The sequence below is a fragment of the Pseudomonas sp. B21-036 genome, from assembly GCF_024748925.1.
Taxonomy (GTDB): domain Bacteria; phylum Pseudomonadota; class Gammaproteobacteria; order Pseudomonadales; family Pseudomonadaceae; genus Aquipseudomonas; species Aquipseudomonas palmensis.
On record NZ_CP087178.1, the window covers coordinates 2,439,036 to 2,466,014 of the forward strand.

The 26,979-nt window shown below is 66.6% G+C and carries 20 protein-coding genes; 14 read left to right on the forward strand and 6 right to left on the reverse strand.

What is annotated here, in order from left to right; all coding sequences use genetic code 11:
- Window positions 1-278: 278 nt before the first annotated feature.
- The 4 genes from LOY33_RS10890 to pgm all read left to right on the forward strand — a co-directional run bounded on the left by LOY33_RS10890 (window position 279) and on the right by pgm (window position 7,406).
- Window positions 279-1,688: a hypothetical protein gene (locus LOY33_RS10890; RefSeq protein ID WP_082405692.1), complete on the forward strand. Its 1,410-nt coding sequence runs from the start codon at window positions 279-281 to the stop codon at window positions 1,686-1,688.
- Between the two features lie 71 nt (window positions 1,689-1,759).
- Window positions 1,760-3,412 carry a VRR-NUC domain-containing protein gene (locus tag LOY33_RS10895; protein WP_078481719.1) on the forward strand — a complete coding sequence of 551 codons (1,653 nt, stop codon included), beginning with the start codon at window positions 1,760-1,762 and terminating at the stop codon, window positions 3,410-3,412.
- A complete protein-coding gene (locus tag LOY33_RS10900) occupies window positions 3,409-5,670 on the forward strand; it encodes an ATP-dependent DNA helicase (protein WP_258662617.1) in 2,262 nt (753 codons plus the stop codon). The genes LOY33_RS10895 and LOY33_RS10900 overlap by 4 nt, the downstream gene beginning before the upstream one ends.
- Before the next feature lie 95 nt (window positions 5,671-5,765).
- The gene (gene pgm / locus LOY33_RS10905; RefSeq protein WP_258662621.1) at window positions 5,766-7,406 is read left to right on the forward strand and encodes a phosphoglucomutase (alpha-D-glucose-1,6-bisphosphate-dependent); all 1,641 of its coding nucleotides are present in this window, start codon (window positions 5,766-5,768) and stop codon (window positions 7,404-7,406) included.
- An 85-nt stretch (window positions 7,407-7,491) separates the two neighbouring features.
- Here the strand turns inward: pgm and LOY33_RS10910 are convergent, their stop codons facing one another.
- On the reverse strand, window positions 7,492-8,190 hold the full coding sequence (locus LOY33_RS10910) for a pirin family protein (protein ID WP_043864092.1): 699 nt from the start codon (window positions 8,188-8,190) through the stop codon (window positions 7,492-7,494).
- Window positions 8,191-8,412: 222 nt separating this feature from the next.
- Between LOY33_RS10910 and LOY33_RS10915 the strand changes: the two genes are divergently transcribed.
- On the forward strand, window positions 8,413-10,902 hold the full coding sequence (locus tag LOY33_RS10915) for a UvrD-helicase domain-containing protein (RefSeq protein WP_258662622.1): 2,490 nt from the start codon (window positions 8,413-8,415) through the stop codon (window positions 10,900-10,902).
- Here LOY33_RS10915 and preA read toward each other — a convergent pair.
- The 3 genes from preA to hydA form a co-directional block, all read right to left on the reverse strand.
- The gene (gene preA, locus LOY33_RS10920) at window positions 10,884-12,158 is read right to left on the reverse strand and encodes an NAD-dependent dihydropyrimidine dehydrogenase subunit PreA (protein WP_253086945.1); all 1,275 of its coding nucleotides are present in this window, start codon (window positions 12,156-12,158) and stop codon (window positions 10,884-10,886) included. The two genes, LOY33_RS10915 and preA, sit on opposite strands and share 19 nt — an antisense overlap.
- Window positions 12,159-13,526, reverse strand: a complete 1,368-nt coding sequence (locus tag LOY33_RS10925; protein WP_043863979.1) for an NAD(P)-dependent oxidoreductase — start codon at window positions 13,524-13,526, stop codon at window positions 12,159-12,161.
- A 126-nt stretch (window positions 13,527-13,652) separates the two neighbouring features.
- A complete protein-coding gene (gene hydA, locus LOY33_RS10930; RefSeq protein WP_054914390.1) occupies window positions 13,653-15,092 on the reverse strand; it encodes a dihydropyrimidinase in 1,440 nt (479 codons plus the stop codon).
- A 347-nt stretch (window positions 15,093-15,439) separates the two neighbouring features.
- Between hydA and LOY33_RS10935 the strand changes: the two genes are divergently transcribed.
- The 3 genes from LOY33_RS10935 (at window position 15,440) to LOY33_RS10945 (ending at window position 19,220) form a co-directional block, all read left to right on the forward strand.
- The gene (locus LOY33_RS10935) at window positions 15,440-16,927 is read left to right on the forward strand and encodes an NCS1 family nucleobase:cation symporter-1 (RefSeq protein ID WP_043863977.1); all 1,488 of its coding nucleotides are present in this window, start codon (window positions 15,440-15,442) and stop codon (window positions 16,925-16,927) included.
- Window positions 16,928-16,966: 39 nt separating this feature from the next.
- A complete protein-coding gene (locus tag LOY33_RS10940) occupies window positions 16,967-18,247 on the forward strand; it encodes a Zn-dependent hydrolase (protein ID WP_043863976.1) in 1,281 nt (426 codons plus the stop codon).
- Window positions 18,248-18,512: 265 nt separating this feature from the next.
- On the forward strand, window positions 18,513-19,220 hold the full coding sequence (locus LOY33_RS10945) for a YebC/PmpR family DNA-binding transcriptional regulator (RefSeq protein WP_043863975.1): 708 nt from the start codon (window positions 18,513-18,515) through the stop codon (window positions 19,218-19,220).
- Window positions 19,221-19,248: 28 nt separating this feature from the next.
- Here LOY33_RS10945 and LOY33_RS10950 read toward each other — a convergent pair whose 3' ends face one another.
- The gene (locus tag LOY33_RS10950; RefSeq protein WP_258662624.1) at window positions 19,249-20,556 is read right to left on the reverse strand and encodes a leucine-rich repeat-containing protein kinase family protein; all 1,308 of its coding nucleotides are present in this window, start codon (window positions 20,554-20,556) and stop codon (window positions 19,249-19,251) included.
- A gap of 129 nt (window positions 20,557-20,685) precedes the next feature.
- Here LOY33_RS10950 and LOY33_RS10955 point away from each other — a divergent pair, with 129 nt between their 5' ends.
- Complete coding sequence (locus LOY33_RS10955) at window positions 20,686-22,575, forward strand: propionyl-CoA synthetase (protein ID WP_258662625.1); 1,890 nt, start codon at window positions 20,686-20,688, stop codon at window positions 22,573-22,575.
- A gap of 3 nt (window positions 22,576-22,578) precedes the next feature.
- Here LOY33_RS10955 and zapE read toward each other — a convergent pair whose 3' ends face one another.
- Entirely contained in the window at window positions 22,579-23,697 is a 1,119-nt protein-coding gene (zapE, locus tag LOY33_RS10960) for a cell division protein ZapE (RefSeq protein ID WP_408980695.1), read from the reverse strand.
- Window positions 23,698-23,912: 215 nt separating this feature from the next.
- Here zapE and LOY33_RS10965 point away from each other — a divergent pair, with 215 nt between their 5' ends.
- From LOY33_RS10965 to LOY33_RS10985, 5 genes are read left to right on the forward strand one after another with little or no spacing between them, the layout of a single operon-like run.
- Window positions 23,913-24,440, forward strand: a complete 528-nt coding sequence (locus LOY33_RS10965) for a spore coat U domain-containing protein (RefSeq protein WP_078481712.1) — start codon at window positions 23,913-23,915, stop codon at window positions 24,438-24,440.
- 28 nt (window positions 24,441-24,468) lie between these two features.
- Window positions 24,469-25,002 (forward strand): spore coat U domain-containing protein, encoded by a 534-nt coding sequence (locus LOY33_RS10970; protein WP_043863971.1) that lies wholly within the window; start codon window positions 24,469-24,471, stop codon window positions 25,000-25,002.
- 16 nt (window positions 25,003-25,018) lie between these two features.
- Window positions 25,019-25,552: a spore coat U domain-containing protein gene (locus LOY33_RS10975; RefSeq protein WP_043863970.1), complete on the forward strand. Its 534-nt coding sequence runs from the start codon at window positions 25,019-25,021 to the stop codon at window positions 25,550-25,552.
- A gap of 3 nt (window positions 25,553-25,555) precedes the next feature.
- Window positions 25,556-26,053, forward strand: a complete 498-nt coding sequence (locus tag LOY33_RS10980; protein ID WP_043863969.1) for a spore coat U domain-containing protein — start codon at window positions 25,556-25,558, stop codon at window positions 26,051-26,053.
- Window positions 26,054-26,098: 45 nt separating this feature from the next.
- Window positions 26,099-26,884 (forward strand): molecular chaperone, encoded by a 786-nt coding sequence (locus tag LOY33_RS10985; protein WP_078481711.1) that lies wholly within the window; start codon window positions 26,099-26,101, stop codon window positions 26,882-26,884.
- Window positions 26,885-26,979: the final 95 nt, after the last annotated feature.

Sequence of the window (26,979 nt, forward strand, 5' to 3'; positions counted from 1 at the left end):
TGTGCCAGCTGTACTGTTCATGGAGGTGGGGCCCTCGCACGCAACGCGCCGGGGGGGCGCTGTCCGGGGCAAGGGTGGTCATCGGGCGATGCTGTTTCGACCTGAGTCGGAATAATCGTAGGAAGTTGTAAGAAACATCCTAAGACCATCATTCTTTTTTTAATTCACTTTGCCGTTGTTACGCAACGATGTCCTGTTACCCGCATCGGGTAACTTCCGGCTGCCGGCAGTCGTTATCGAATCAGGTATACACCATGAGTACCCTCCACGATCAAGCCATGACTCACATTTACCAGCAGGTCCTGCAGCGACTGCTCGAGTGCCTTACCCAGGGCCAGCGCGCGTCGCTGCAATTGCTTATCCAGCGCATGCTGGTGGCCGCCGGCGGGATCGAGCGCATAGGCGACTTCAAGGTGATGCTGGCCCATGGCGGCGGCAAGGACAGCTCCTTCGCCCTGGCGTTTCTGCGCGCCGCGCAGTTGAGCATTGCGGCGCGTGCGCCGGCCACCTTCGAGCTGCGCGTGGTCACCGCCCGCCATGTGGGCATGTCGACGGCGGTGATCGAGAACATCGAGCGTGGCTATTCGGCGCTGGTGCTGCATGACGACCTGCGGGTCGAGCTGCTGGTGCTGGACGACGGCGGCCTCCAGCACTTCGATGCACTCAAGCCGCTGTCGCCGCGTCAGCAGCAGGTCGAGCGCTTCGACACCCTGGTTGCCGGGCACCTGACCGCCGGCCAGGTGCGGCCGATGTTCTGCAATCGCTTCTACCTGGCGCTGGCCGAACTGTACCGCCAGGGCATGGGCTGGGAGGGCGGGGTGGACGCATTGATCAACGCCGACCCGATGCCCGAGCGCAAACGCTACCTGGCGTGGGGCCGCCGCATGATGCGCGAGGCCGGGTTGAGCAGTGCAAGGCCGGCCCACTCACACCCCGGCGCCCTGTTGCAGGGCCTTGGCCAACTGCGCCGCATCTACCTCAACGAGGTGCTGGGGCTGCCAGCCGAGCCCCTTCGGCAGGTCCCCGGCCCCCGCCGTATCCCGCGCTTCATCGACATCGCCGACCTGCTGCAGGACAGCCAGCAGGGGCAGAGCGTGCTGCTGCTCGAATTTCTCAGGTTTCGCTATGACGAGCTGGCCCTGGGTTTCAGCCAGTCGGCCTGTGCCAACCCGTTGCTGATGGCACACCTTGCCGGGCTGCGCGCGCAGTGGGTGCAGGGGCAGGACTATGCGCTGGGCATTGCCGAGCACCTGCAGCAGGTCAAGGCCCAGCTGCGGCGCAAACCGGTGCCGGCGGCGCTGCAGGCACTGGCCATGGAAACCTGGCAAGACCGCGAGCGCCACGGCCAGCGACGCCGCCTGGCAGACGACTTCGCCCTGCAGGGCTACAACCTCAACGAAGAACAGCTGGCCTGCCTGCTGTTCGCGCCCTTCGTCGACCGCGGGCGCAACCTGGAGCGCTTCGTACAGGCGCGGCACCCCGGCATGCAGGCGGCGCTGCCCTACCTGCACAAGGCACTCAAGGGCGTACCCTCGCCACAGCCCATGGTGCAATGGCTGGAGGAGATCAGCGGCTTGTCCCTGAGCACGCTGCAGATGCTCTACCAGCGCGAAAGTGAAGCGGCCGCCGGTGGACGTTCGCTGCTGGCGCGGGCCCGCGACAGCGATCCGGGCCGGTTGCGCCATTGATCCGCTGAAGTTGCCAAGCTCGCCTGTCTGTATGTATAACCAGTGGATTCCTTCTGCTGGTTACCCGCTCCGTGATCGCCCATTCCGTCGCCGACCCGTTCTATTACCTGTGCAACTTTCAGCAGGTACTGGCCTGGGTGCAACTGCGCTACGCCGACCTGCTCGATGAACACGAACACGCCTTCATTCAACAGTTCGCGACGCTGGGCCAGGCCTCCCAGGCCCTGCTGGTACGCATGGTGATGCGCAAGGGTGTGATGTTTCGCGCCAGCAAGCTGACCTACCTGGAAATCGGCGCAATCGAGCCTGCCGCCGCGCCGCTGGTGGCGCTGGGCTGGCTCGACGACCAGCCGAGCCTGGGCCTGGACCACCTGTTCCAGTTGCTGCGCAAGGACGAAATCGCCCGCTGTTTCGCCGACGTGCTGGAGCGCCCGCGGGCTGCCAAGGGCGAACTGCTCGAACAGTTGTCGGCGCTGTATGCCGAGGCCAGGCCCCTGCGTCAGTGGTGGCCCGAATTCGACGAACCGGTGTACGTGCTGCACCTGCAGGCGCTGTGCGATCGTCTGCGTCTGCTGTTTTTCGGCAACCTGCACCAGGACTGGTCGGAGTTCGTGCTCGCCGACCTTGGCCTGCTGCGCTACGAGCAGGTCGCGTTCGGCGAGGATTCCCGGGCGCTGCGCGAGCGCGCCGATATCGACCTGTGCCTGGCCCTGCACACCTGTGCCGAGCAGCTCGAGGCCGGGCAGCCGGTCGAGCAGGTGCTGGCACTGCTGGACGGCCTGCAGCCGAGCAACCCGTGGTTGGAACGGCGCCGCGCCAGGTTGCTGTTCCAGCTTGGCCAGCATTGCGAGCGCAGCGGCGACTGGGCCCAGGCCCTGAACATCTACCCCCGCAGCAACCACCCCCAGGCACGCATCCGGCATATCCGCGTGCTGGAGCGCAGCGCCGATCATGCCGCCGCCCTGGAGCTTGCCAGCGTAGTGGGCGCCAAACCAGCCAACGCGCTGGAGGTCCAGGCGCTGGCGCGCATCTTGCCCCGCCTGCAGCGCAAGCTGGGCGGCCCGCCACAGCGTCGGCGCGCCCCGGCAGCGATCAGCCGGCTGGACCTGTGCCTGCCTGTCGATCTGTCGACGCTTGGCGTGGAGCAGGCGGTGCAGGTGCACCTGGCGGCCGATGACGGGCCGGTGCACTACGTCGAGAACACCCTGTTCAACAGCCTGTTCGGGCTGCTGTGCTGGGAAGCCATCTTCGCGCCCGTGCCCGGCGCGTTCTTCCACCCGTTCCAGAGCGGCCCGCTGGACCTGCACGATGCCGGCTTCCAGGCGCGCCGCGCCGAGCATTTTGCCGCCTGCCTGGGGCAGCTGGACGATGAGCGCTACCGCCACACCATCCTGGCCAACTACCAGGCCAAGCACGGCCTGCAATCACCCTTCGTGTACTGGGAACTGCTGGATGCCACGCTGTTGCAGCAGGCCCTGGACTGCCTGCCGGCGGCGCACCTCAAGCGCTGCTTCGAGCGCCTGCTGGAGGATATCCAGGCCAACCGCGCCGGCATGCCGGACCTGATCCAGTTCTGGCCCGGGCAACGGCGCTACCGCATGATCGAAGTGAAGGGCCCGGGCGATCGCCTGCAGGACAACCAGCTGCGCTGGATCGCCTTCTGCACCGAGCACGGCCTGCCCGTCGAGGTGTGCCACGTGCAGTGGGCACAGCCGGCAGCATGAGCTACAAGGTAGCGGTGCGTGCGCTGTGCGAGTTCACCGCCAAGGTCGGTGACCTGGACCTGCGCTTCACCCCGTCGCCCTCGGCCCAGGAGGGCATCACCGGCCACCGCACGGTGGTCACGCGCCGGGGCCGGGGCTATGAGTCGGAGGTGGCGCTGGAGGGGCAGTTCGAGCAGTTGCAGGTACGCGGGCGCGCCGACGGCTACAACCCGGCGCTCAACCGCCTGGAAGAGATCAAGACCTACCGCGGCGACCTGGCCAGCCAGCCCGACAACCACCGCCAACTGCACTGGGCACAGGCCAGGGTGTATGGCTGGCTGCTGTGCCAGCAGCGAGAACTGGCCGAGGTGAACCTGGCGCTGGTGTACCTGGACGTGGACAGCGACCGCGAAACCCTGGTGGAGGCCCGCCATACCGCCGCCGAACTCGAGCAGTTCTTCATCGCCCAGTGCACGCTGTTCCTGCGCTGGGCCCAGCAGCAGATGCAACGCCAGGCCTTGCGCAACAGCGGCCTGCAGGCGCTCGCGTTCCCCCACGCCAGCTTTCGTACCGGGCAGCGCGAGCTGGCCGAAACCGTGTACAAGGCGGTAAGCACCGGCCGCTGCCTGATGGCCCAGGCCACCACCGGCATCGGCAAGACGCTGGGCACGCTGTTCCCGTTGCTCAAGGCGATGGTGCCGCAGCAACTGGACAAGGTGCTGTTCCTGACCGCCAAGACGCCGGGGCGGGCGCTGGCGCTGGAGGCCGTGCAGCGGGTCATGCACAGCAGCCCCGAGCTGGCCTTGCGTAGCCTGGAACTGGTGGCACGGGAAAAGGCCTGCGAGTTTCCCGGCACCGCCTGCCACGGCGAAGCCTGCCCGTTGGCCAAGGGTTTCTACGACCGCTTGCCCGCCGCCCGCCAGGCCGCCGCGCAGCAGCCGGTGCTGGACCAGGCCCGCCTGCGCGAGGTAGCCCTGGCGCACCAGGTGTGCCCCTACTACCTGGGGCAGGAGATGGCGCGCTGGGTGGATGTGCTGGTGGGCGACTACAACTACTACTTCGACCAGAGCGCCTTGCTGTTCGGCCTGGCCCAGCTCGACCAGTGGCGGGTGGCGGTGCTGGTGGACGAGGCGCACAACCTGGTGGAGCGTGCACGCCAGATGTACAGCGTGAGCCTCGATCAATGGCAATTGAAGGCCCTGCGGCGTGATCCCCCGGCAGGCATGGCCAACGCCTTGCAGCGCCTTGACCGGGCCTGGAACGCCGTGCACAAGGACCAGGACGTTCCCTACCGCGCCACCGGCCAGTTGCCCGAGGCCTTTCTCAAGGCGCTGCAGCGTTTTGTCAGCCATGTGCAGGACAGCATGAACCAGCAGCCTGCCAGCGTCGAAGGGCCGCTGTTGCAGCTCTTCTTTCAGGCTTCGCAGTTCCTGCGCCTGTGTGAGGTGTTCGACGAGCATTTCGTGTTCGACATCAGCAAGCGCGACGGCCCGGGCCGGCGCAGCCTGTCCACCCTGTGCCTGCGCAACGTGGTGCCGGCGCCGCTGATCGGCCCGCGCATGGCCGCTGCGCGCAGCGTCACGCTGTTTTCCGCCACCCTCAGCCCACGCCATTACTACGCCGACCTGCTCGGCCTGCCGGCCGACACCGCGTGGCTGGACGTGGCCTCGCCGTTTGCCGCCGAGCAGTTGCAGGTGCGCGTGATCAGCAGCGTGTCGACGCGTTTCCAGCACCGGCAGGCGTCACTGGCGCCGATCGTGGAACTGATCTCCGAGCAGTACCGCCTCCAGCCGGGCAACTACCTGGCGTTCTTCAGCAGCTTCGACTACCAGCAGCAGGTGGCGCGGCTGCTGGCCGAGCGCTACCCGCACATCGTGCAATGGTCGCAGTCGCCCGGCATGGACGAGGCGCAGCGCAAGGGCTTTCTCGAACGCTTTGTCGAAGACGGGCAGGGCGTGGGCTTCGCCGTGCTGGGCGGGGCGTTCGGCGAAGGGGTCGACCTGCCTGGCACCCGGCTGATCGGCGCCTTCGTTGCCACCCTGGGGCTGCCCCAGGTCAACCCGGTGAACGAACAGCTCAAGCTGCGCATGGGCGCTCTGTTCGACGCGGGCTTCGACTACACCTACCTGTACCCCGGCGTGCAGAAGGTGATCCAGGCGGCCGGGCGGGTGATACGTGGCACTGAAGATCGCGGTGTGGTCATGCTGATCGACGACCGTTTTGCCGAGCCCCGGGTGCAGCGGATGTTTCCCGGCTGGTGGGCACCGCAGTACAAATAGTCGCGGCGGGCGGGATCGCCGCCGTCGCGTTGTGGTCGAAGTGCCAGTAAACTGCGTATTTTCATCACCCTGTACATCTTTACTTGAGGTTTTGCATGAAGCTCAGTCCCTTGGCGGGTAAACCGGCGCCAGCCTCCGTGCTGGTCGATATCCCCCAGCTGCTGACCGCGTACTACACCGGCCAGCCCGATGCAGGCGTCGCCACCCAGCGCGTTGCCTTTGGCACGTCGGGGCACCGCGGCAGCTCCGTGGACCTGGGCTTCAACGAAGCGCATGTGCTTGCCATCAGCCAGGCCATCTGCCTGTACCGCAAGGCGCAGGGCATCGACGGGCCGCTGTTCATCGGCATCGACACCCATGCGCTGTCGACCCCGGCGGCGGCTACCGCACTGGAGGTGCTGGCAGCCAACGGCGTCGAGGTGATGCTGACCAAGGATGACGAGTACACCCCGACCCCGGCCATCTCCCACGCCATCATCTGCTACAACCGTGGCCGCAGCCGTGGCCTGGCCGACGGCATCGTGATCACCCCGTCGCACAACCCGCCGCAAAGTGGCGGCTTCAAGTACAACCCGCCCAATGGCGGCCCGGCCGACAGCGACGTGACCAAGTGGATCGAGGCCAAGGCCAACCAACTGCTGGCCGACGGCCTCAAGGGCGTGCAGCGCATGGGCCATGCACAGGCCCTCAAGGCCAGCACCACGCACCGTCACGACTACCTGGGCAGTTACGTCAGCGACCTGGTCAATGTGATTGATTTCGATGTGATTCGTGGTGCGGGCCTGCGCCTGGGTGTCGACCCGCTGGGCGGTGCCGGGGTGCGTTACTGGTCGGCGATTGCCGAGCACTACAAGCTCGACCTGGACGTGGTCAACACCGAGGTCGACCCCACGTTCCGCTTCATGTGCGTGGACTGGGACGGCCAGATCCGCATGGACCCGTCCTCGCCTTACGCCATGCAGGGCCTGATCGGCCTGCGCGATCGGTTCGACGTGGCGTTCGGCTGCGACCCCGACCATGACCGCCACGGCATCGTCACCCCGTCAGGTGGCCTGCTGGCGCCGAACAACTACCTGGCGGTGTCCATCGACTACCTGTTCCAGAACCGCCCGCAATGGCGCGCCGATGCGGCCGTGGGCAAGACCGTGGTCAGCAGCGGCATGATCGACCGCGTGGCGGCACGCCTGGGGCGTCGCCTGTACGAAGTGCCGGTGGGCTTCAAGTATTTCGCCGATGGCCTGTTCGACGGTTCGCTGGGCTTTGGTGGGGAGGAGAGCGCCGGCGCCTCGTTCCTGCGCAAGGACGGCACGGTGTGGAGCACCGACAAGGACGGCCTGATCCCGTCGCTGCTGGCGGCAGAGATGACCGCCCGTACCGGGCGCGACCCAAGCCAGGCATACGAGGCGCTGGCCGAGGCGCTGGGCAGGCCGTTCTCCACCCGGGTGGATGCCAAGGCCACGCCGCAGCAGAAGGCCCAGTTGGGCAAGCTGTCGCCGCAGCAGGTCAAGTCGACCACGCTGGCAGGCGAGCCGATCGAGCAGATCCTCAGCCATGCGCCGGGCAACGACCAGGCGATTGGCGGGTTGAAGGTGATGACGGCCAACGGCTGGTTCGCGGCGCGGCCGTCGGGCACCGAAGACATCTACAAGATCTATGCGGAGAGCTTCGTCGACGACGCGCACCTGCAGCGCCTGGTGGGTGAGGCGCAGGAGCTGGTGGACGCTGCCATCGCCTGATTCGGCCTCTTCGCCGGCAAGGCCGGCTCCTACAGGTGATGCGTGAACCTGTAGGAGCCGGCCTTGCCGGCGAAAGGGTCAATGCCTACGCCACATCCACCAGCACAATCTCGCTGTCTTGCAGCGCCACCACCCTGAGCACCTGCTCATCCTCCACCGCCACCCCGTCGCGGGCCTCGGCGCGCAGGCCATTGACCTCGATCACGCCCTTGGCCGGCACCAGGTAGGCCCGGCGACCCGCATCGATGCGGTACTCGGCGCTTTCCCCGGCCTTCAGCGTCGCCGCCACCAGCCGCGCATCGGCGCGGATCCCCAGGCTGCCTTCATCCCCCTCGCGCCCGCTGGCCAGGGTCACGAACCCTTCGCCGCGCTCGCCCTTGGGAAACGGCCGCACGCCCCACGACGGTGCCTGGCCCACACGCTGGGGCACAATCCAGATCTGGAAGATCCGCGTGTCCACGGCCTCCACGTTGTACTCGCTGTGGGTGATGCCGGTACCGGCGCTCATCACCTGCACGTCACCGGCTTCGGTACGGCCCTTGTTGCCCAGGCTGTCCTGGTGGGTGATCGCGCCTTCACGCACATAGGTGATGATCTCCATGTCGCGGTGCGGGTGCGGCGGGAACCCGCTGCCGGCGGCGATCAGGTCGTCGTTCCATACCCGCAGCGTGCCCCAGTTCATGCGGCGCGGATCGTGGTATTCGGCAAAGGAGAAGTGATGGTGGGCATCCAGCCAGCCATGGTTGGCGTGGCCAAGGGTGTCGAAGGGGCGCAGTTGCAGCATGCTCGTGTCCTCGGTAATCAGGTGGATGGCGCTGATGATCCTCTCGATAAACATCGAAAAAAAGCGTAAATATCGGCTAAATATGATCGTTATATTCGATATATAACCTGCGGTAGTTTCGCCGCTTCGTCGCCTAATCCACTGATGTGAAAGCATTCGGCTGGTGATTTGGTCGTGATAAGGCGAACATGGCCGCTGATTGAATTGATTGCCGGAGTCGGTGTGTCACACGAGCGTCCCAAGCTACCCACGGATCTAACCCCACCCGCGCAACTGCCCTGGGTCAGACGTCTGGCCGCACGCCTGCTGGGCCGTGGCCTGAGCCGGTTGCAGGCACAGCACCGAGATTCGTGGTTCCAGGGCCATGCCAACGGCCAGCGCACCGGGCATGCCGACGGGCTGCGTGAAGGCTATGAAGAAGGGCGCGTGGACGGTTTCGAGGCCGGGCGCCAGGTGCTGGTGATCCGCGATACGCGCCCGGATGCCCACGGCGTGCCGGGGCTGGACGATGCCCTGTTCGACGACTGGCGCCTGCCGCTGACCCCCGAGCTGAAGAAGCGCTTCAAGGCCGACGTCGCCGCGCGCCTGCCGGCCCACGCCCAACCCAGCGCAGCGCAGTGGAAGATGATCTTCAGCGACACGCCGTCCACCTGCGTGATCGCCGGCGCCGGCGCTGGCAAGTCCACCTCGCTGGTGCTGCGTATCCTGTTGCTGCGCCATTACCTGGGCTTCGAGCTGGAGGCCATGACCGTGGTCACCTTCACCCGCGAGTCGCGCAAGGACTTCATTGCCCGCCTGGTGCAGGTGTTCGGCCTGTGGCAACTGGCCCTGAGCCCGGTGCAGGCGCGTGAGCTGGTGCGCACCTTCCATTCGCGCATCCTGCCGCTGGTGCGCAGCCTGCCGGGCTTCAGCCAGGTGCGGGCATTCGAGACCCTGGGCAGCGAGCAGCCCGGGGGCAGCGAGGCGGGCGTGGACAGCAACCCGTTCGACCTGCGCATCAACGATGCCCAGCGCCAGCAACTCAACCTGTGCTACCGCGACCTGCTGCACACCAGCCCGCGGTTCGCCGAGCTGATTGCCGGGCTGCGCCGCGAAGCCCTGCAGCTCAAGGCCCTGGACCGCGACCACCCCGACGTGCAGAAGCGCGTGGCGGTGACCCAGCTGTCGTCCGGGCGCGACGAAGAGCTGTGCGACGTGATCGAAGACCTGTGGTTCCAGGCAGGTGCCTGGCCGATCAAGGGTATCGAGCCCAGCCGCGAAACCGTCGAAATCAACGGCAGCCGCTTTCATTTCCACGGCCATATCGCCGAGCTTGACGCCTGGGTGGTGCTGGGTTTCGACCCCAAGGAGAATCAGCAGTACAAGCGCCCCGGCGCCAAGCTGCCGGTGTGGGCCGAATGGGTGATCAAGCGCACGCTGTTCCAGGCGTTCTGCGACAAGCCGGTGATCTGGCTGGAAAACTACGCGGCGGCCAAACGCCTCACCGCCTCGCTGGCCGGTGATGCAGTGGCCGGGCCGGGCTTTGACTACAAGGTAAAAGGCGAGCTGGGCGCGGCGCCCTTGCTGGATGCGTTCGTCGGCGCTGCCGGGTTCATCGAGAACCTGGGGTTGGATGTGAGCGTGGCGGTGGGCGGCATGAGCTTCCCGCAGGGCGACACCGACGCGCTGTTCTTCGAGGCCCTGAGCCTGTACTGGAAGGCGCTGGAGGTGCACCTGCTGGCACAGTCGCCGCCGATCATGAGCTACAACCGCATGTTCGCGCTGTTCGGCGAGAACAACCCGGAAAACCTGCGCCTGCTGCCCGACCCGATGCTGCGCCCGTTGTCGCACCTGATGATCGACGAGTTCCAGGACGTGTCGCCGCAGATCGTCTCGTGGCTGCGCGCCTGCCTGCGCGAGATCCGCCGGCGCGGCCCGGCCATGCACGTGGGGCAGGTGGCGCAGCATTCCTCGCTGCTGTGCGTTGGGGACGACTGGCAGTCGATCTATGGCTGGCGCGGCAGCTCGCCTAAGTACTTCATGGAGTTCGCCAAGCAGTTCGTCGCCCCCAGCACCACCCGCGTGATGCTGGCCGACAACTACCGCAGCCACCAGCACATCATCGATGCAGCCGAGCATATCGTTAAGTCGGCCCCGGCAATTGCCGGCAAGAAGGCCCGTGCCTGTGGCCCGGCGGCCGAGCAGCCGGTGCCGGTGATGGTGATGGAGCGCGACGAAGCCACACTGGCCCGGCAGTTGATGGACCACTACCGCGATGGCGAGTCGGTGATGCTGCTGTACCGCAAGAGCGTCGACAAGTCGGTGATTGCCGAGCACCTGCAGCCCTTGCTCAACCACGAGGCCAGCCTGCCGGCGGCGCAGCGGCGGTTCCGCCAGCTCACCTACCACAGCGCCAAGGGCCTGCAGGCCGATGCGGTGTTCATGCTCGGTGACTGCCAGCACCTGACGCGCTCGCCGTACAAGAACCAGGTGTACCGCCAGGCCGGGCTGGGCCGCGCGGGCGACCCCGAAGGCTACGACAACGCCCAGAAGGACGAGATCCTGCGCCTGGCCTACGTGGCCATCACCCGCGCGATCAAGCACTGCTACTGGCATGTGGAGACGCCGACCGGGGAGGCGGCGAACCTACCCCGGGCGTCTGTTCAGGTGGACGGGAACAAGGCCTGCTTCGAAGACCTGCGCGGGGCGCAGCCTCAGGACGCCTCGCGGTAGGGGTTGCGTGGGTCGTGCAGCCAGTCCAGGAACGGCTTGCCGGTGTCCTGGGGCACCATCTCGATGCAGTCCTCGACCGGGCAGGTGATCTGGCACAGGTTGCACCCCACGCACTCGGCGTCGATCACCTCGTAGCGGTGCCCTCCCTCGGCCTTGACCAGGCTGGCGATGGCCTGGTGCGAGGTGTCTTCGCAGGCAATGTGGCAGCGCCCGCAGCCGATGCAGGCCTGCTGGTCGATCCTGGCGATCACCTGGTAGTTGATGTCCAGGTACTTCCAGTCGGTGGTGTGGCCCACCGCGCGCCCGCGAAAGTCCTGCAGGCTGTGGTAGCCCTGACTGTCCATCCAGCGCGAGAGGCCGTCCTTCATTTCGTCGACGATGCGAAAGCCATGCAGCATCGCCGCGGTGCACACTTGCACCGAGCCGCAACCCAATGCAATGAACTCGGCGGCATCCCGCCAGCTGCCGATGCCGCCGATGCCACTGATGGGCAGCCCGTGGGTGGCCGGGTCGCGGGCGATCTCGGCCACCATGTTCAGCGCGATCGGCTTCACTGCCGAACCGCAGTAGCCACCGTGGGTACTGGCCTCGCCGACGATCGGCAGGGCGATCATGCGCTCAAGGTCGACGCTGGTGATCGAGTTGATGGTGTTGATCAGCGACACTGCGTCGGCGCCGCCGCGGTGCGCGGCGCGGGCCGACTGGCGGATGTCGGTGATGTTGGGGGTGAGCTTGACGATCACCGGCAGCGAGCAGTAGGTCTTGCACCAGCGTGTCACCTGCTCGACGTACTCCGGCACCTGGCCCACCGCCGCGCCCATGCCGCGCTCGGGCATGCCGTGGGGGCAGCCGAAGTTCAGCTCGATGCCGTCCGCCCCGGTGGCCTCCACCAGCGGCAGGATGGTTTTCCACGCGTCCTCCACGCACGGCACCATCAGCGACACGATCAGCGCGCGGTCGGGCCAGGCCTTTTTCACCTGGGTGATCTCGCGCAGGTTGATCTCCAGCGAGCGGTCGGTAATCAGCTCGATGTTGTTGATGCCCAGCACCTCGCGGTTGGGCCCGAAGTGCGCCGAGTAGCGTGACGACACGTTGACGGCGGCGGGGTCTTCGCCCAGTGTTTTCCAGACCACGCCACCCCAGCCGGCCTCGAACGCACGTATCACGTTGTAGGCCTTGTCGGTGGGCGGTGCGGAGGCCAGCCAGAACGGGTTGGGCGCCTTGATGCCAGCGAATTCGATCGACAGGTCTGCCATTTATGCGGCCTCCACGTTGAGGGTCAGTTGGGCATGGATGGCCTCGGCGGCCCGCTTGCCGTGCTGCACGGCCTGTACGGTGAGGTCCTGGCCCAGGTGCGTGCAGTCGCCGCCGGCGTACACGCCCGGCAGGCTGGTGCGCAGGTTGTCGTCCACGCGGATACGCTCGCCATCACGCTCCAGTTGCAGGGCCTGCGGGTCGCTCAGGGCCTGGCCGTCGAAGGCCTGGCCGATGGCCTTGAAGATCGCATCCGCCGCCAGTTCGAAGGTTTGCCCAGTGGTTTGCAGACGCCCGTCCACCAGGTGCGTGCGGGCAAAGCGCATGCCGCGCACCCGGCCCTGGTCGTCGAGCAGCACCTGCTCGGGCTGGGCCCAGGTCAGCAGCCGTACCTGGTTGGCCTTGGCGATGTCCTGTTCATGCTGGGTGGCGCCCATGTCCTGCAGGCCACGGCGGTACACCAGGTTGACGTCATGGGCGCCCAGGCGGGCCATCTGTACTGCCATGTCGATGGCGGTGTTGCCGGCGCCGAGCACGATGCAGCGTTCGGCCAGGGGCAGGGTGCTCAGGTCGTCGGCCTGGCGCAGCTCGCGGATGTACTCGGTGGCGCTGAGCAGGCCGGGGGCGCCTTCGTCGGGCAGGCCCAACTGGCGGCTGGCGGCCAGGCCCAGGCCGAGGAACACCGCGTCGAACTGCTGTTGCAGCTCGCCCAGGCTGAGGTTGTCGCCCAGCACCTGGCCGTGGCGGATCTCGATACCGCCCACCTGCAGCACGAAGTCCAGCTCGCGCTGGGCGAAGTCGTCCACCAGCTTGTACTTGGCGATGCCGTATTCGTTGAGGCCGCCGGCCTTTTCCCGTGCTTCGAAAATCACCACCTCATGCCCGTGCCAGGCCAGCCGGTGGGCGCAGGCCAGGCCTGCGGGGCCGGCGCCGACCACGGCGATGCGCTTGCCGGTGCTGGGCGCACGCTGGAACGGGTGCTCGGCGAACTCGGCATGATCGACCGCGTAGCGTTGCAGCAGGCCGATCAGCACCGGGGCGCATTCCTGGGCGTTGTTGCGCACGCAGGCCTGCTGGCAGAGGATCTCGGTGGGGCACACCCGGGCGCAGCTGCCACCGAGGATGTTGGCCGAGAGAATCTTGATGGCCGCGCCCTGCACGTTGTCCTGCTGGATGTTGCGGATGAAGGAGGGGATGTCGATGTCGCTGGGGCAGGCGTCGACGCAGGGGGCGTCGTAGCAGTACAGGCAGCGCGCGCTTTCCACGGCGGCCTGGCGCGGGGTGAGGGGTGGAGCCAGGTCGCTGAAATGCGTGGCGAGGGTGGCGTTGTCGTCTTGCGGGTGCGGGAGATGGTTCAAGGCGTTGATCACGGTAGTGGCCTCTTTGTTTTTTTATAGAAACCGGGGCGCTGGCGCGCCCATCGCGGGTCAAGCCCGCTCCCACCGGGATCGCACGATACCTGTGGGAGCGGGCTTGACCCGCGATGCTTTAAAGGCTCAGCGCTTGACCGCGCCGGGCCTGCACTGCTGCGCACGCTTGCTCAGCAGGTCGAACACCGCCGGGTATGCCGGCCGTTCGACATAGCGCCCGGCGCCGCGCTCGGCGCGCAGGTCGCCGTCGGCCCACACCAGCTTGCCCTGGCTGATGGTATGGCTGGGCACCCCGCGCACCGTCTTGCCTTCGAAGATGTTGAAGTCGACGTTCTGGTGGTGGGTCTTGGCCGAGATGGTGCGCGTGCCGTGCGGGTCCCACAGCACCAGGTCGGCATCGGCGCCGACCCGCAGCGCACCCTTGCGTGGGTACAGGTTGAAGATCTTGGCGGTGTTGGTGGAGGTGAGGGCGACGAAGTCCTGCATCGACAGCCGGCCGGTGTTCACGCCTTCGTCCCACAGCACCGCCATGCGGTCCTCGATGCCCGCCGTGCCGTTGGGGATACGGCTGAAATCGTCACGCCCCGCGGCCTTCTGCTCGGCGCAGAAGCAGCAATGGTCGGTGGCGGTGGTATGCAGGTTGCCCGATTGCAGCCCGTGCCACAGGGCCTCCTGGTGCCCGCGCGGGCGAAACGGCGGGCTCATCACATAGCCGGCCGCCGTCTGCCAGTCGGGGTGCTGGTACACGCTGTCGTCCAGCAACAGGTGCCCGGCCAGCACTTCGCCGTACACCGGCTGGCCCTTGGCGCGGGCATAGGTGATCTCGTCCAGCGCCTCGCGGGTGGACACGTGCACCAGGTACAGCGGGGTGCCGAGGGTTTCGGCAATGCGGATGGCACGGCTGGCCGCTTCGCCTTCCACCTGCGAAGGGCGCGACAGTGGGTGCGCTTCGGGGCCGGTGATGCCCTGGGCCAGCAGCTTGCGCTGCAGGTGGTACACCAGCTCGCCGTTCTCGGCATGCACCGTGGGCACCGCGCCCAGCTCCAGGCAGCGCTCGAAGCTGCCGACCAGGGTGTCGTCGGCGGCCATGATCGCGTTCTTGTAGGCCATGAAGTGCTTGAAGCTGTTCACCCCGTGGTGGTTGACCAGCTCGGCCATTTCCTCGCGCACCTGCTCGCTCCACCAGGTGATGGCCACGTGAAAGCCGTAGTCGGCCGCCGATTTCTCGGCCCAGCCGCGCCACTGGTGAAAGGCTTCGAGCAGCGATTGCTGCGGGTTGGGGATCACGAAGTCGATGATCGAGGTGGTGCCGCCGGCCAGGCCGGCGGCGGTGCCGGTGTAGAAGTCCTCGCTGGCCACTGTGCCCATGAAGGGCAGCTGCATGTGGGTGTGGGGGTCGATGCCGCCGGGCATCAGGTACTGCCCGCTGCCATCGAGCACGGTACAGCCGGCGGGGACGTCGAGGTTGTGGCCGATGGCCTGGATCAGGCCGTCTGCGCAGTACACGTCGGCCGGGTAACTCTCGTCATGGGTAATCAGGGTGGCGCCACGAATCAAAAGCGTCATCACGAAGCTCCTCGCAGGCTTGACCGGTTGCTACCGGCTCTAGATTTTTGTCGTGATCGGCGCCGGAGTAATCCTGTCATCGCCGTCAAGAATTGAATCTAGTTGGCGATCCGGGATTGGGCAAGATTATTTTTTATATGCTTATTCTGTTTTCAACTTATTGAAAAATAAGAATAAAACTTCTTTTTACGGGTTAGGAAAGGTTTCTGGCGAGTCCTGTCTTGCTTGACAGGATGCGTAAATGGTCAAGATTTCTCAGATCACCTGACCGTGATTGCCTTACCTGCACGCGCAAGACTCCGGCGCCTCATCGCGAGGTGCACATAACCAGAAAAGTGGAGCGGCCAATGCACCAGACCCGATCGCAAGTGAGCGAGCGTGACGGCTTGTTCGAGCTCGACGCCGGCACCGACGTCCTCGACAGCCCTCGCTACAACCATGACATCGCCCCGACCAAGGTGGGGCAGCGCACCTGGAACAAATGGCACATCACCGCACTGTGGGTCGGCATGTCGATCTGCGTGCCCACCTACACCCTGGGCGGGGTGCTCACGGCGTACTTCGGCCTGACGGTGGGCGAGGCGCTGTTGGCGATCCTGCTGGCCAACACCATCGTGCTCATCCCGCTGACGCTCAATGCCTTCCCCGGCACCAAGTACGGCATCCCGTTCCCGGTGCTGCTGCGCTCCTCGTTCGGCATCATCGGCTCCAACGTGCCGTGCCTGATCCGCGCGCTGGTGGCGTGCGGCTGGTTCGGTATCCAGACGATGTTCGGCGGGCTGGCCATCCACCTCTTCCTGGGCTCGTTCTGGCCGGAATGGAAGGCGCTGGGCGGCACCGGCGAGGTCATCGGCTTCATGCTGTTCTGGTGCCTTAACCTGTGGGTGGTGCTGCGCGGCGCCGAGTCGATCAAGTGGCTCGAAACCCTGTCGGCACCGCTGCTGGTGCTGGTGGGTGCCGGGCTGCTGGTGTGGGCGCTGCCCAACGTGTCGTTCAGCGAACTGCTGGCGCAGCCGCCCAAACGCCCCGAAGGCGCCAGCGTGACCGGCTACTTCTTCGCCGGGCTGACCGCCATGGTGGGTTTCTGGGCCACGCTGTCGCTGAACATCCCGGACTTCAGCCGCTACGCCCGAAGCCAGAAGGACCAGATCCTGGGGCAGATCTTCGGCCTGCCGCTGACCATGTTCCTGTTTGCCGCGCTGGGGGTAGTGCTGACCGCTGCCTCGGCCTCGCTGGTGGGCGAGACGGTGTCCGACCCGGTGAGCCTGATCGGGCATATCCAGAGCCCGCTGTGGGTGGCGCTGGCCATGGCGCTGATCATCATCGCCACACTGTCGACCAACACCGCGGCCAACATCGTTTCGCCCACCAACGACTTCCAGAACCTGGCGCCCAAGTGGATCGGGCGTACCACCGCCGTGCTGCTGACCGGGCTGGTGGGCCTGCTGCTGATGGCCCATGAGCTGCTCAAGAAGCTCGGCCTGATCGTCTCGGACGTGAGCCTGGAGTCGGTGTATTCCAACTGGCTGCTGGGCTATTCCAGCCTGCTGGGGCCGATTGCCGGGATCATGGTGGTGGACTACTTCCTGCTGCGCAAGCAGACCCTCGACCTTGCCGGGCTGTACCGCGACGACGTGTACCCGGCCTGGAACGCGACCGGCTTCATCGCCTTCGGCGTGCCGGTGGTGCTGACCCTGTTGTCGCTGCACAGCCCGGCGTTCAGCTGGTTCTACGACTTCGGCTGGTTCACCGGCTCGGCGCTGGGCGGGGTGATCTACTACGCCCTGGGCAGCCTGAAGGGCGCGCGTGCCACCAGCCTCAAACCCACCGTGTAACCCCACGGCCCGCAGAGGCCGGCCAAGCAGGAGATGCTCATGCAAACCGCTAAGGACGTTCTGCAAAGTACCCAGGCCCACATCGATGGCCAGCGCCTGTGGCAGTCGCTGATGGAGCTGGCGCAACTGGGTGCCACCGCCAAAGGAGGCGTATGCCGCCTGGCCCTGACCGACCTGGACCGCCAGGCCCGCGACCTGTTCGTGCAATGGACCGAGGCTGCCGGCTGCACCGTCAGCGTGGACGGGGTGGGCAACATCTTTGCCCGCCGGCCCGGGCGCAACCCGCAACTGCCGCCGGTAATGACCGGCAGCCATATCGACACCCAGCCCACCGGCGGCAAGTTCGATGGCTGCTTCGGAGTGCTGGCCGGGCTGGAAGTTCTTCGTACACTCAATGACTTGCAGATAGAAACTGAGGCGCCACTTGAGGTTGTGGTGTGGACCAACGAGGAGGGCTCGCGGTTCGCGCCGTGCATGATGGGCTCGGGCGTGTTCGCCGAGAAGTTCACCCTTCAGGAGACGCTGGCCAAGCGCGATGCCCAGGGCGTGAGCGTGGGCGAGGCGCTGAATGCGATCGGCTACGCCGGCACCCGCGCGGTCAGTGGGCACCCGGTGGGCGCCTATTTCGAGGCGCATATCGAGCAGGGGCCGATCCTGGAGGACCAGCGCAAGACCATCGGCGTGGTGCTCGGCGCGCTGGGGCAGAAATGGTTCGACCTCACCCTGCGCGGTGTCGAGGCCCACGCCGGGCCGACCCCGATGCACCTGCGCAAGGACGCCCTGGTAGGCGCCAGTGCGGTGGTGGCGGCGGTCAACCGCGTGGCTCTGGAGCATCAGCCCCATGCGTGCGGCACGGTGGGCTGCCTGCAGGCGTACCCGGGCTCGCGCAACGTGATCCCCGGCGAGGTGCGCATGACCCTGGATTTTCGTCACCTGGAGCCGGCGCGGCTGGACTCGATGATCGCCCAGGTGCAGGAGGTGATCGCCGCGACCGCGCAGCAGCATGGGCTGACCTACACGCTGACGCCCACCGCGGACTTCCCGCCGCTGTACTTCGACAAGGGCTGCGTGGAGGCGGTGCGCAGCGCGGCGCAGGGGCTGGGCATGTCGCACATGGACATCGTCAGCGGGGCCGGGCACGACGCGATCTTCCTGGCCGAACTGGGCCCGGCCGGGATGATCTTCGTGCCGTGCGAGGGCGGCATCAGCCATAACGAAATCGAGAATGCCGACCCCAAGGACCTGGCGGCCGGGTGCGCAGTGCTGCTCAGGGCGATGCTGGCGGCGGCGCAGGCGGTGGCGCAGCGTGAAGCTGCTTAACTACATGAGGTTGTTGGCTTATCTGATTGATATATATGAAATAAAAATCACAACTTAAAGTGGTTTCTAGGTTGTGGATGCTGGCCTCTTCGCCAGCAAGGCCGGCTCCTGCAACGCCAGTAGGAGCCGGCCCTGCCGGCGAAGGGTTCACCAGGCCCGGCAACAGCCCAGCGTTTTTTTGTCGATTGCCCGGCGCAGCCTGTATAAACTGCACGCCACCTTGCTGGTCGCTACCTGAACCGGCAGCTGAAACAAGAGAGTCGAGATGGGCGCACAGTGGAAAGCCAAGCATAGAGAAGTAGCAGCCAACGCCAAGGGCAAGATCATGGGCAAGCTGTCCAAGGAGATCCAGATCGCGGCCAAGGCTGGTGCCGACCCGGACATGAACCCGCGCCTGCGCCTGGCCGTGGAACAGGCCAAGAAGGCCTCGATGACCAAAGAGACCCTGGAACGCGCCATCCGCAAGGGCGCGGGCCTGGATGGCGACGCGGTGCAGTACCACCACGTTACCTACGAAGGCTTCGCCCCGCATCAGGTGCCGCTGATCGTCGAATGCCTGACCGACAACGTCAACCGCACCGTGGCGCAGATTCGCGTGCTGTTCCGCAAGGGCCAGCTGGGCGCTTCGGGTTCGGTGGCCTGGGACTTCAACCATGTCGGCCTGATCGAAGCCAGCCCTGAAACCCCTGATGCCGACCCGGAAATGGCCGCCATCGAAGCCGGTGCACAGGACTTCGCGGAAGGTGAAGAAGAGGGCTCGACCCTGTTCATCACCGACACCACCGACCTGGACGCGGTACAGAAGGCCTTGCCGCAACAGGGCTTCAAGGTGATCTCGGCCAAGATCGGCTACACCCCCAAGAACCCGGTCAGCGGGCTCAGCGACGAGCACATGGCTGAAGTCGAGGCATTCCTGGAAGCCATCGACGACAACGACGACGTGCAGAACGTGTACGTCGGCCTGGCGGGCTGATAACCCACTTCGCCGGCAAGGCCTGCTCCTACGCCTCTTGCAGGAGCCGGCCTTGCCGGCGAAGCACCCGTTCAACCTGCGCAAAATCCGGCCTTGCCAGCACCTGCGGCTGAACACAGCTCGCCTGCAAGTCCGCCAGTTCCTCTGACGCCTCCCCGCAACACGCCAGCAGTTCCCCCAGCAACACCCCGAACGCCCGCACCTCGATACGCTGCAATGCGTCTGCTGCAACACTGCCATCCTGCGCAAAGAACGATGCCGCGCCAAAGTCCCCGAGCACCGCGTTGCCCTGTGCATCGCACAGGATGTTGTGCGCGTACAGGTCGCCGTGGGTGATGCCGCGCTGGTGCAGGTGCGCCGCGACCGACGCGATGGCCGTCGCCAGCCGGGTTGCGGCTTGCAGGCCAAGGCACAGGTCAGGCGGGTAGACGTCTCGGGTGCAGGTTTGCAGGCTGGGCGGCCCGGCCAGGGCAGACAGGTGGGTGCCCACCAGCGCCATCAGCAACCCCGGCACCTGGTGCGGGTGGTTGGCTACCTGCCCCAGCAGCGGGATCAGGTTCGGGTGGGCGCCAGCTGCCACGCACGCCTGCATTTCGTTGAGCGGCGAGCCATCGCTGGTCATCTGGCCCTTGTACAGCTTGAGCGCCGCCTTTCGGCCCGCCACCTGCACGCGGTGAATCACCCCGGAGGCGCCCTGGCCCAGCACCTCGCCCAGCTCGAGGGCGTGCCAGTCGATGGCGTCGCACCGGCCCGGCGCCTGGGGCGCCGCAAGGCCCTGGGGCAAGGGGTTGCCGGCATATGCCAGCCACGCCAGGCGGGGCATCGTCAGCAGCCACTGGGGCAGTTCGCTCAACCGGTTGGCCGACACCCGCAGCAGTTCGAGCCGCTGGCACCGCGCAAGGCTGGCCGGCAGGGCGCGCAGGCGGTTGCCCGCCAGCATCAGCTTTTGCAGCTGCTGGCAGTCGCCCAGTGCGTCGGGCAACTGTTCAAGGCAATTCTCGGTCAGCACCAGTGCCCGCAGGTTGGGGCCCAATGCGGCGGCCGGCAGGTGCGTGATGCGGTTGTTGCGCAACCCGAGCATTTCCAGGCGCAGGCACTGGCCTACGCTGGCCGGCACCTCGGTGAACCGGTTGTGGGAGCAGAACAGCACCTTGAGCCGGTGCAGTCGGCCCAGGTCATGGGGCAGGCTGCTCAACGCATTGCCGCTCAGGTTGAGCACTTCGAGGCTGTCGGCCAGTTCGAAGATCTCATCCGGGAACTGCGTGAGCCCGCAGTTCAGGTCGAGGCGGGTGGCACCTGCCAGGCGGCCGCGCCTGAGGTCGTCGAGGGTGTGCATGAAGGGGCTGCAAGGGCAATGAAGACGGCGGCGATGATACCCGACTTAAGTACCATGGCAGGCGCGCAATTGGCGTCCATACTCGATATTCGCCCTTTTAATAACAACAAAGTTCAGGGTTACCGATCGATGACTTACCAGCACAGCTACGACCGCTCCATTGCCGACCCCGCTGCGTTCTGGGCCGAACAGGCTGACCACCTGGCCTGGTACCGCAAGCCTGCGCAGACCCTTGTGGCCAACCCCGACGGCACCCACCAGTGGTTCGCCGACGGGCAGCTCAACAGCTGCTACCTGGCCCTCGACCACCAGATCGAGCAGGGCCGTGGCGAGCAGACCGCACTGATCTACGACTCGCCCGTCACCGACACCCGCCAGACTTTCACCTTCGTGCAACTGCGCGAGGAGGTGGCGCGCCTGGCCGGCCTGCTGCGCGAGCTGGGGGTGAAGCAGGGCGATGGGGTGATCATCTACATGCCGATGGTGCCGCAGGCGGCCATGGCAATGCTGGCCTGCGCCCGCATCGGCGCGGTGCATTCGGTGGTGTTCGGTGGCTTTGCCGCCAACGAGCTGGCCCTGCGCATCGACGATGCGCGGCCTGCGCTGTTGCTCACCGCCTCCTGCGGGCTGGAGTTCGACCGCGTCATCGAATACAAGCCGCTGGTGGACAAGGCCCTGCAACTGGCCACCCACCAGCCGCGCCAGGTGCTGGTGCTGCAGCGCCCGCAGGCCCGCGCCGAGCTGCGCGAAGGCCGCGATCTGGACTGGCAGGCGGCAGTGGCTGCGGCCAGCCCGGTGCCACCGGTGGCCTTGGCCGCAGGCGACCCGCTGTACATCATGTACACCTCCGGCACCACCGGCAAACCCAAGGGCATCGTGCGTGAGAACGGCGGCAACGCCGTGGCGCTGCGCTTTGCCCTGCGCCATATCTACGGCATGCAGCCGGGGGATGTGTGGTGGGGCATCTCCGACGTGGGCTGGGTGGTGGGGCACTCGCTGATCGTCTACGGGCCGCTGATGAACGGCTGCACCACGGTGTTCTACGAGGGCAAGCCGATCCGCACCCCGGACGCTGCCGCCTACTGGCGCGTGGTGGAGCAGTACCGGGTCAACGGGCTGTTCTGCGCACCCACGGCCATGCGCGCAATCCGCAAGGAAGACCCGCAGGGCGAGCTGTTCAAGCGCCATGACCTGAGCTCGCTGCGCCAGATCTTCCTGGCCGGGGAAAAACTCGACTCCAGCACCCATCAATGGCTGGAGGCAGCCAGCGGCAAGGCCGTGCACGACCACTGGTGGCAGACCGAAACCGGCTGGCCGGTGACCGCGCCCTGCGTCGGGCTGGAAGGTTGCGGGGTGCGTCCGGGTTCGAGCAACCGCGCCGTGCCGGGTTACCACGTGCGCGTGCTGGACGACGACGGGCACCTTCTGGGCCCCAACGAGCAGGGTGCCATCGTGATCGCACTGCCGCTGCCACCCGGCTGCAGCCAGACGCTGTGGGGCGACCATGCGCGCTACCTGCAGGCCTACCTGCACAGCCACCCCGGCTACTACCACACCGGCGATGGCGGCTACCTCGACGAGGACGGTTTCGTCTACATCATGGGGCGCACCGATGACGTGATCAACGTGTCCGGGCACCGGCTGTCCACCGGCGAGATGGAAGACCTGGTGGCGCGCCACCCGGCGATTGCCGAGTGCGCGGTGGTGGGGGTGCGCGACGAAATCAAGGGCCAGGTGCCGTTGGGCCTGGTGGTGCTCAAGGACGGGGTCAGCCTGAGCGAGCAGCAGTTGCAGGCCGAACTGGTGGCCAGCGTGCGCGAGCAGATCGGCGCGCTGGCCTGCTTCAACCAGGTGCGGGTGGTCAAGCGCCTGCCCAAGACCCGCTCGGGCAAGATTTTGCGGGCGGTGCTGCGCAAGATCGCCGACCACCAGCCCTACACCCCGCCTTCGACCCTGGACGACCCGGCCGTGCTGGCCGAGATCGAAGGGGTGCTGGCCAGCCTGGCGCGGGCCAGCTGAGGGTCAACCCGGGCAGGCCACCGGGCCCAGCACATTGAGCTGGCCCAGCCGGCTGCGGGTGCGGGCCAGGTCGATGGCGCTGCCGCCCAGGCTTTCGCACAGCGAGGCCTGGCCGACCAGCACCAGGTGCTTGTCCTGGTCATACAGCACGTCCACCAGGTTGATGAAGCGCTGCTGCGCCGCCATCGAGCACTGCGCCAGGTCCGGCAGGTGCTCGATCACCCAGTGGTCGTAGCGGCGCGCCAGCTCCAGGTAGTCCATCACCGCCGTGGGTTGTTCGCAGATCGCCTCGAAGCTGAAGCCTACCGCGCGCTCCTGGCTGAACAGGGCGTGCAGCGAGCGCTTGCCCACCTGCAGCCTTACCGGCGCGCCGGCGTGATCCAGGCCGGCGGCATGGCGCTGCGCCGGGCTGCCGGGCCAGAGGTAGTGACCCTGGGTGAAGCGCTGCTGGCTGCCGGAGGCCGGGTGGCTGCGGTAGTCCTTCTCGCCGCCCACTTCAAGCACCTGCATGTGCGCCTCGATCAGGCGGATCACCGGTTCGAAGCGCTGGTGGTAGAGCGGGTTGGGCAGCAGCCCGGCAGGCGGGTAGTTGGAGGTCAGCAGCACGAACACGCGGCGCTCGAACAGCGCCTTGAACAGGCCGGTGATGAGCATCGCGTCGCCGATGTCGTGCACGTGGAACTCGTCGAAGCACAGCACCTGGCAGCCTTGCAGCAGCTCGTCCAGGGTCGCGCCCAGCGCATCGTCCTGCTGGCGATGGCGGAACATGCCCTCGTGCAACTGGGCGAAGAAATCGTGAAAGTGCAGGCGGCGCTTGTGCGGATGCTCCAGTGACTGGAAGAAGCCGTCCAGCAGCCAGCTCTTGCCCCGTCCCACCGCCCCGTACAGGTACAGGCTGCGCGCCGTGCCGTCAGCCAGGTGCGCGGCCTGCTCGGCCATGCAGGCGATCACCCGCTGCTGGCCGTGGCTCAAGGTATAGCCCTGCTCATCGGCCTTTCGTCGGAAGAATTCATCGACTTCAACAGCCGCCAGGCGCTTGGCCGGCGGGTGTGCACGGGCAGCCAGGCGCTGGCGCAGGGCGCGCAGCGGCGAACGGATCCAGGACGGCGGTAAGGCGGTCAATCTCAGGCTCCTTGGGGGTGCCGGGCACAGGGGCCGGCTGAGTGGGCGGCGCTAATGTACCGAATAGGGGGTTGGGCTGCCAGTCATGTCGTGCCTGGCAGGTCATGTAGGAAGGTTCTTGTACGCGGCCTATACATTTCCGAGCTTGCTGGCAGGTTTTTCTTCGGCTGCTACCCTCTGGAACAGATGGATCCTGCATTGCAAGGAGGGTAACGGTGAAGGGACGCTCTCTGGCTGCGCTGCTCGGGCTGGTTGTCGCAGACGCTGCCGCCGCCGCAGATTTTCTGGTGGAAGTTCGCGTGGATGTACAGCGTGGTTGTCAGCTGGTGCACCAGACCCGCGATGCCGGCGCCCAGGCCCAGGGCCTGCTCGACTTCGGCCGTACCGCGCGCCTGGACGATCCGCAAGGCCCGCTGACCGGCGCCTTGCTGCAACAACGCCCCCCACGTCTGGAATGCAACCCCGACACGCTGTACCAGGTGAAGGTCGATGGCGGCCAGCATGGCGGCGTCGGCGAGGTGCGCTACCTGGCCAGCGACACGCCACAGGCCCGCCCCATCCCGTACCGCCTCTACCAGGACCCGGCCTGGCGCACTCCGCTGGCGGTGAACATCGCCCAGCACGCACGCGTACCCGACTCGGGGTCGGTGGAACTGCCGCTGTACGCCCGCATCGACACCCTGGCCCAGGTGCCCCGTGTCGGCCATTACTCGGACTTGCTCAAGGTGACCGTCACCTGGTGACCCTGTGCGTGCTAAAGGAACTGGCAGCATGAAGACATCGCAGATTCTGTTGATCAGCCTCGGGCCCTTGCTGTTGTGTCCGATGGCCAATGCCGCCCTCAGCGGGCATATCCAGGCACGCCTGGTGATCAGCGCAGCCTGCCAGATCAGCAATGTGCCGGACGACAGCCCGGCCGGTGGCGGCCTGGGCCTGCTGGACTTCGGCACCCAGGGGCCAAGCTGGGCCCGCCCGCTGAGCGCCAACCTCGACCAGACCGGCGGCAGCGGCACCCTGCAGGTCAGCTGCAACCCCTCGGTGCGGGCCTTCACGGTGAGCATCAATGGCGGCAGCAACGATGCCAACGGCGTGCGCCGCCTGCGCAACGGGAGCGAGCTCATCCCCTACCAGCTGGCGGCCGATCCAAGCGGTGCAGTGCGCTACGGCATCGGCCAGCAGCGCAACTTCTCGATCAGCAGCGCTGCGCAAATCCCCATACCGATCTACGGCGCCGTGGTGGCACACCCCAGGGCGCTGCCGGCCGGCATCTACCGTGACACCCTGATGGTGACCCTGGACTGGTAACAACAAGGAGTGACTCATGCATCCCAACGTCTCACGCATACTCTTCGCCGGGCTTGGCCTGGCCCTTGCCAGCCAGGCCCAGGCGGCCACGGTCACGGGCAATATCAACGCCACCCTGACCCTGACCGCGGCCTGCCAGGTGAACGGTTCGACCGCCACCACCGGGGTCAACTTCGGTAACCTGGATTTCGGCTCGCAGATTGCCCTGTTCACCGAGGCCAGCGCCCAGGTGATCGGCACCGGTGGTGGCGGCGCCATCAGCGTGCTGTGTTCGCCCGGTGCCACGCCGGTGGTGAAGGTGGGCGCAGGCGCGCATGACGCGGCCACCACCGGTGGCAGCCGCGCGCTGGCCATGGGCACCAACTACGTGCCCTATGACTTCTATACCGATGCCGGGCACACCAATCTGCTGGCAATCAACGGCACCATCACCCTCGCCACCAGCACCGGGGTGGCGCAGACCGTCAACCTGTACGGCCGCGCCGTGGGCAAGCCGTCGCTGCCGCCAGGGGTGTACACCGACACGGTGGCGGTCGAGCTGAGCTTCTAGGTCATGCGCCGGTTGCTCGGTGGCCTTGCGGTGCTGGCCTGGGCAGTGCCCATGCCGCTGGATGCCGCGCTCACCAGCACGCTTCAGGTCAGCGCGACGATTGCGGCAGGTTGCCTGGTGGTGGGCGGCGCCAGCAACTACGGCACCCTGGACTTCGGCACCCGTCCGGCGCTCGGCGCCGCCAGCGTGAACACCCAGCTGGCAGGCACCACGGTGACCCTGCAATGCACGCCCGGGGTGGCCCTGAAGATGAGCGTCGACGGTGGCCTGAACAACAACGGGGTACGCAACCTCAAGCGCACCAGCGGTACCTCGCTGGTGGCCTATCAGTTGTACCGCGACGCGGCCTTGTCCCAGGTGCTGGGCATCGGTCAGCTCGTGGCGGTCAGTTACAGCGATCCGACGGCGATCAAGCTGCCGGTGTATGCGCAAGCCCAGTTACCCGGCGTGTTGCCGGCGGGCACCTACACCGACGTGGTGCAAGTGGTGTTGTCCTGGTGAGTGCGCTCCCGGGGTTGTATCGGAACAAGCCAAAGGAGAGGGTGCATGGCGCTGTACGCACGTGGATGGCAAGGGATGGGCAAGTGGCTGCTGGTGGGCGCCTTGCTCGGCGCAGGGGGCGCCCAGGCGGCCACATCGGTGTTGATCTGGCCGATCGACCCGGTGCTGGAGGCCGACCAGAAGGCCGGGGCGTTGTGGTTGGAAAACCGTGGCACCACCCCGGCGAACCTGCAGGTCAGGGTGTTCGCCTGGCGCCAGGACGGGTATGACGACCAGTTCCAGCCCCAGCGCGAGATCATCGGCAGCCCGCCGGTAGCGACCATCAAGCCGGGTGAGAAACAGCTGATTCGCCTGACCCGCACCGGCCAGTCGCCGGCCGGCCAGGAACAGGCCTACCGCATCATCATCGACGAAATCCCACCCGCCCTGCCGGCCAGCGATGCGCAGACTTCCCAGGCGCAGATCCGCTTCCAGATGCGCTACTCGGTGCCATTGTTCGTCTACGGCCAGGGGCTGTGGAGCAAGCCGGACGCCGAGGGCAAGCGTGATGCAGCGGGCGTGGGCACGCCGTTGCTGAGCTGGCGACAGGTATCGCAGCAGGGCAAGCCTTTCGTCGAGATCCGCAACGTGGGGCCGGTGCATGCGCGCCTCACCGATGTGGTGATGCAGCAGGGCGCCCAGAGCAAGCCGCTGGTCGACGGCTTGCTGGGTTATGTACTGCCCGGCGCGAGCATGCGCTGGCCGGCACCTGCAGCAGCCTCGGCGGCCAGTGTGCTGAAAGGGCGCGTCAACGGGGCCGAGCCGCCCCAGACCATCAACCAGGGCCACTGAGCCCGGCGCCTCAAGGGCGCATGAAGATGGAGCAGGGGCCAGGGAGGACCCGGACATGGTGGGACGGCGTGCGTGAGTACTTCTCTGGCCTGCAC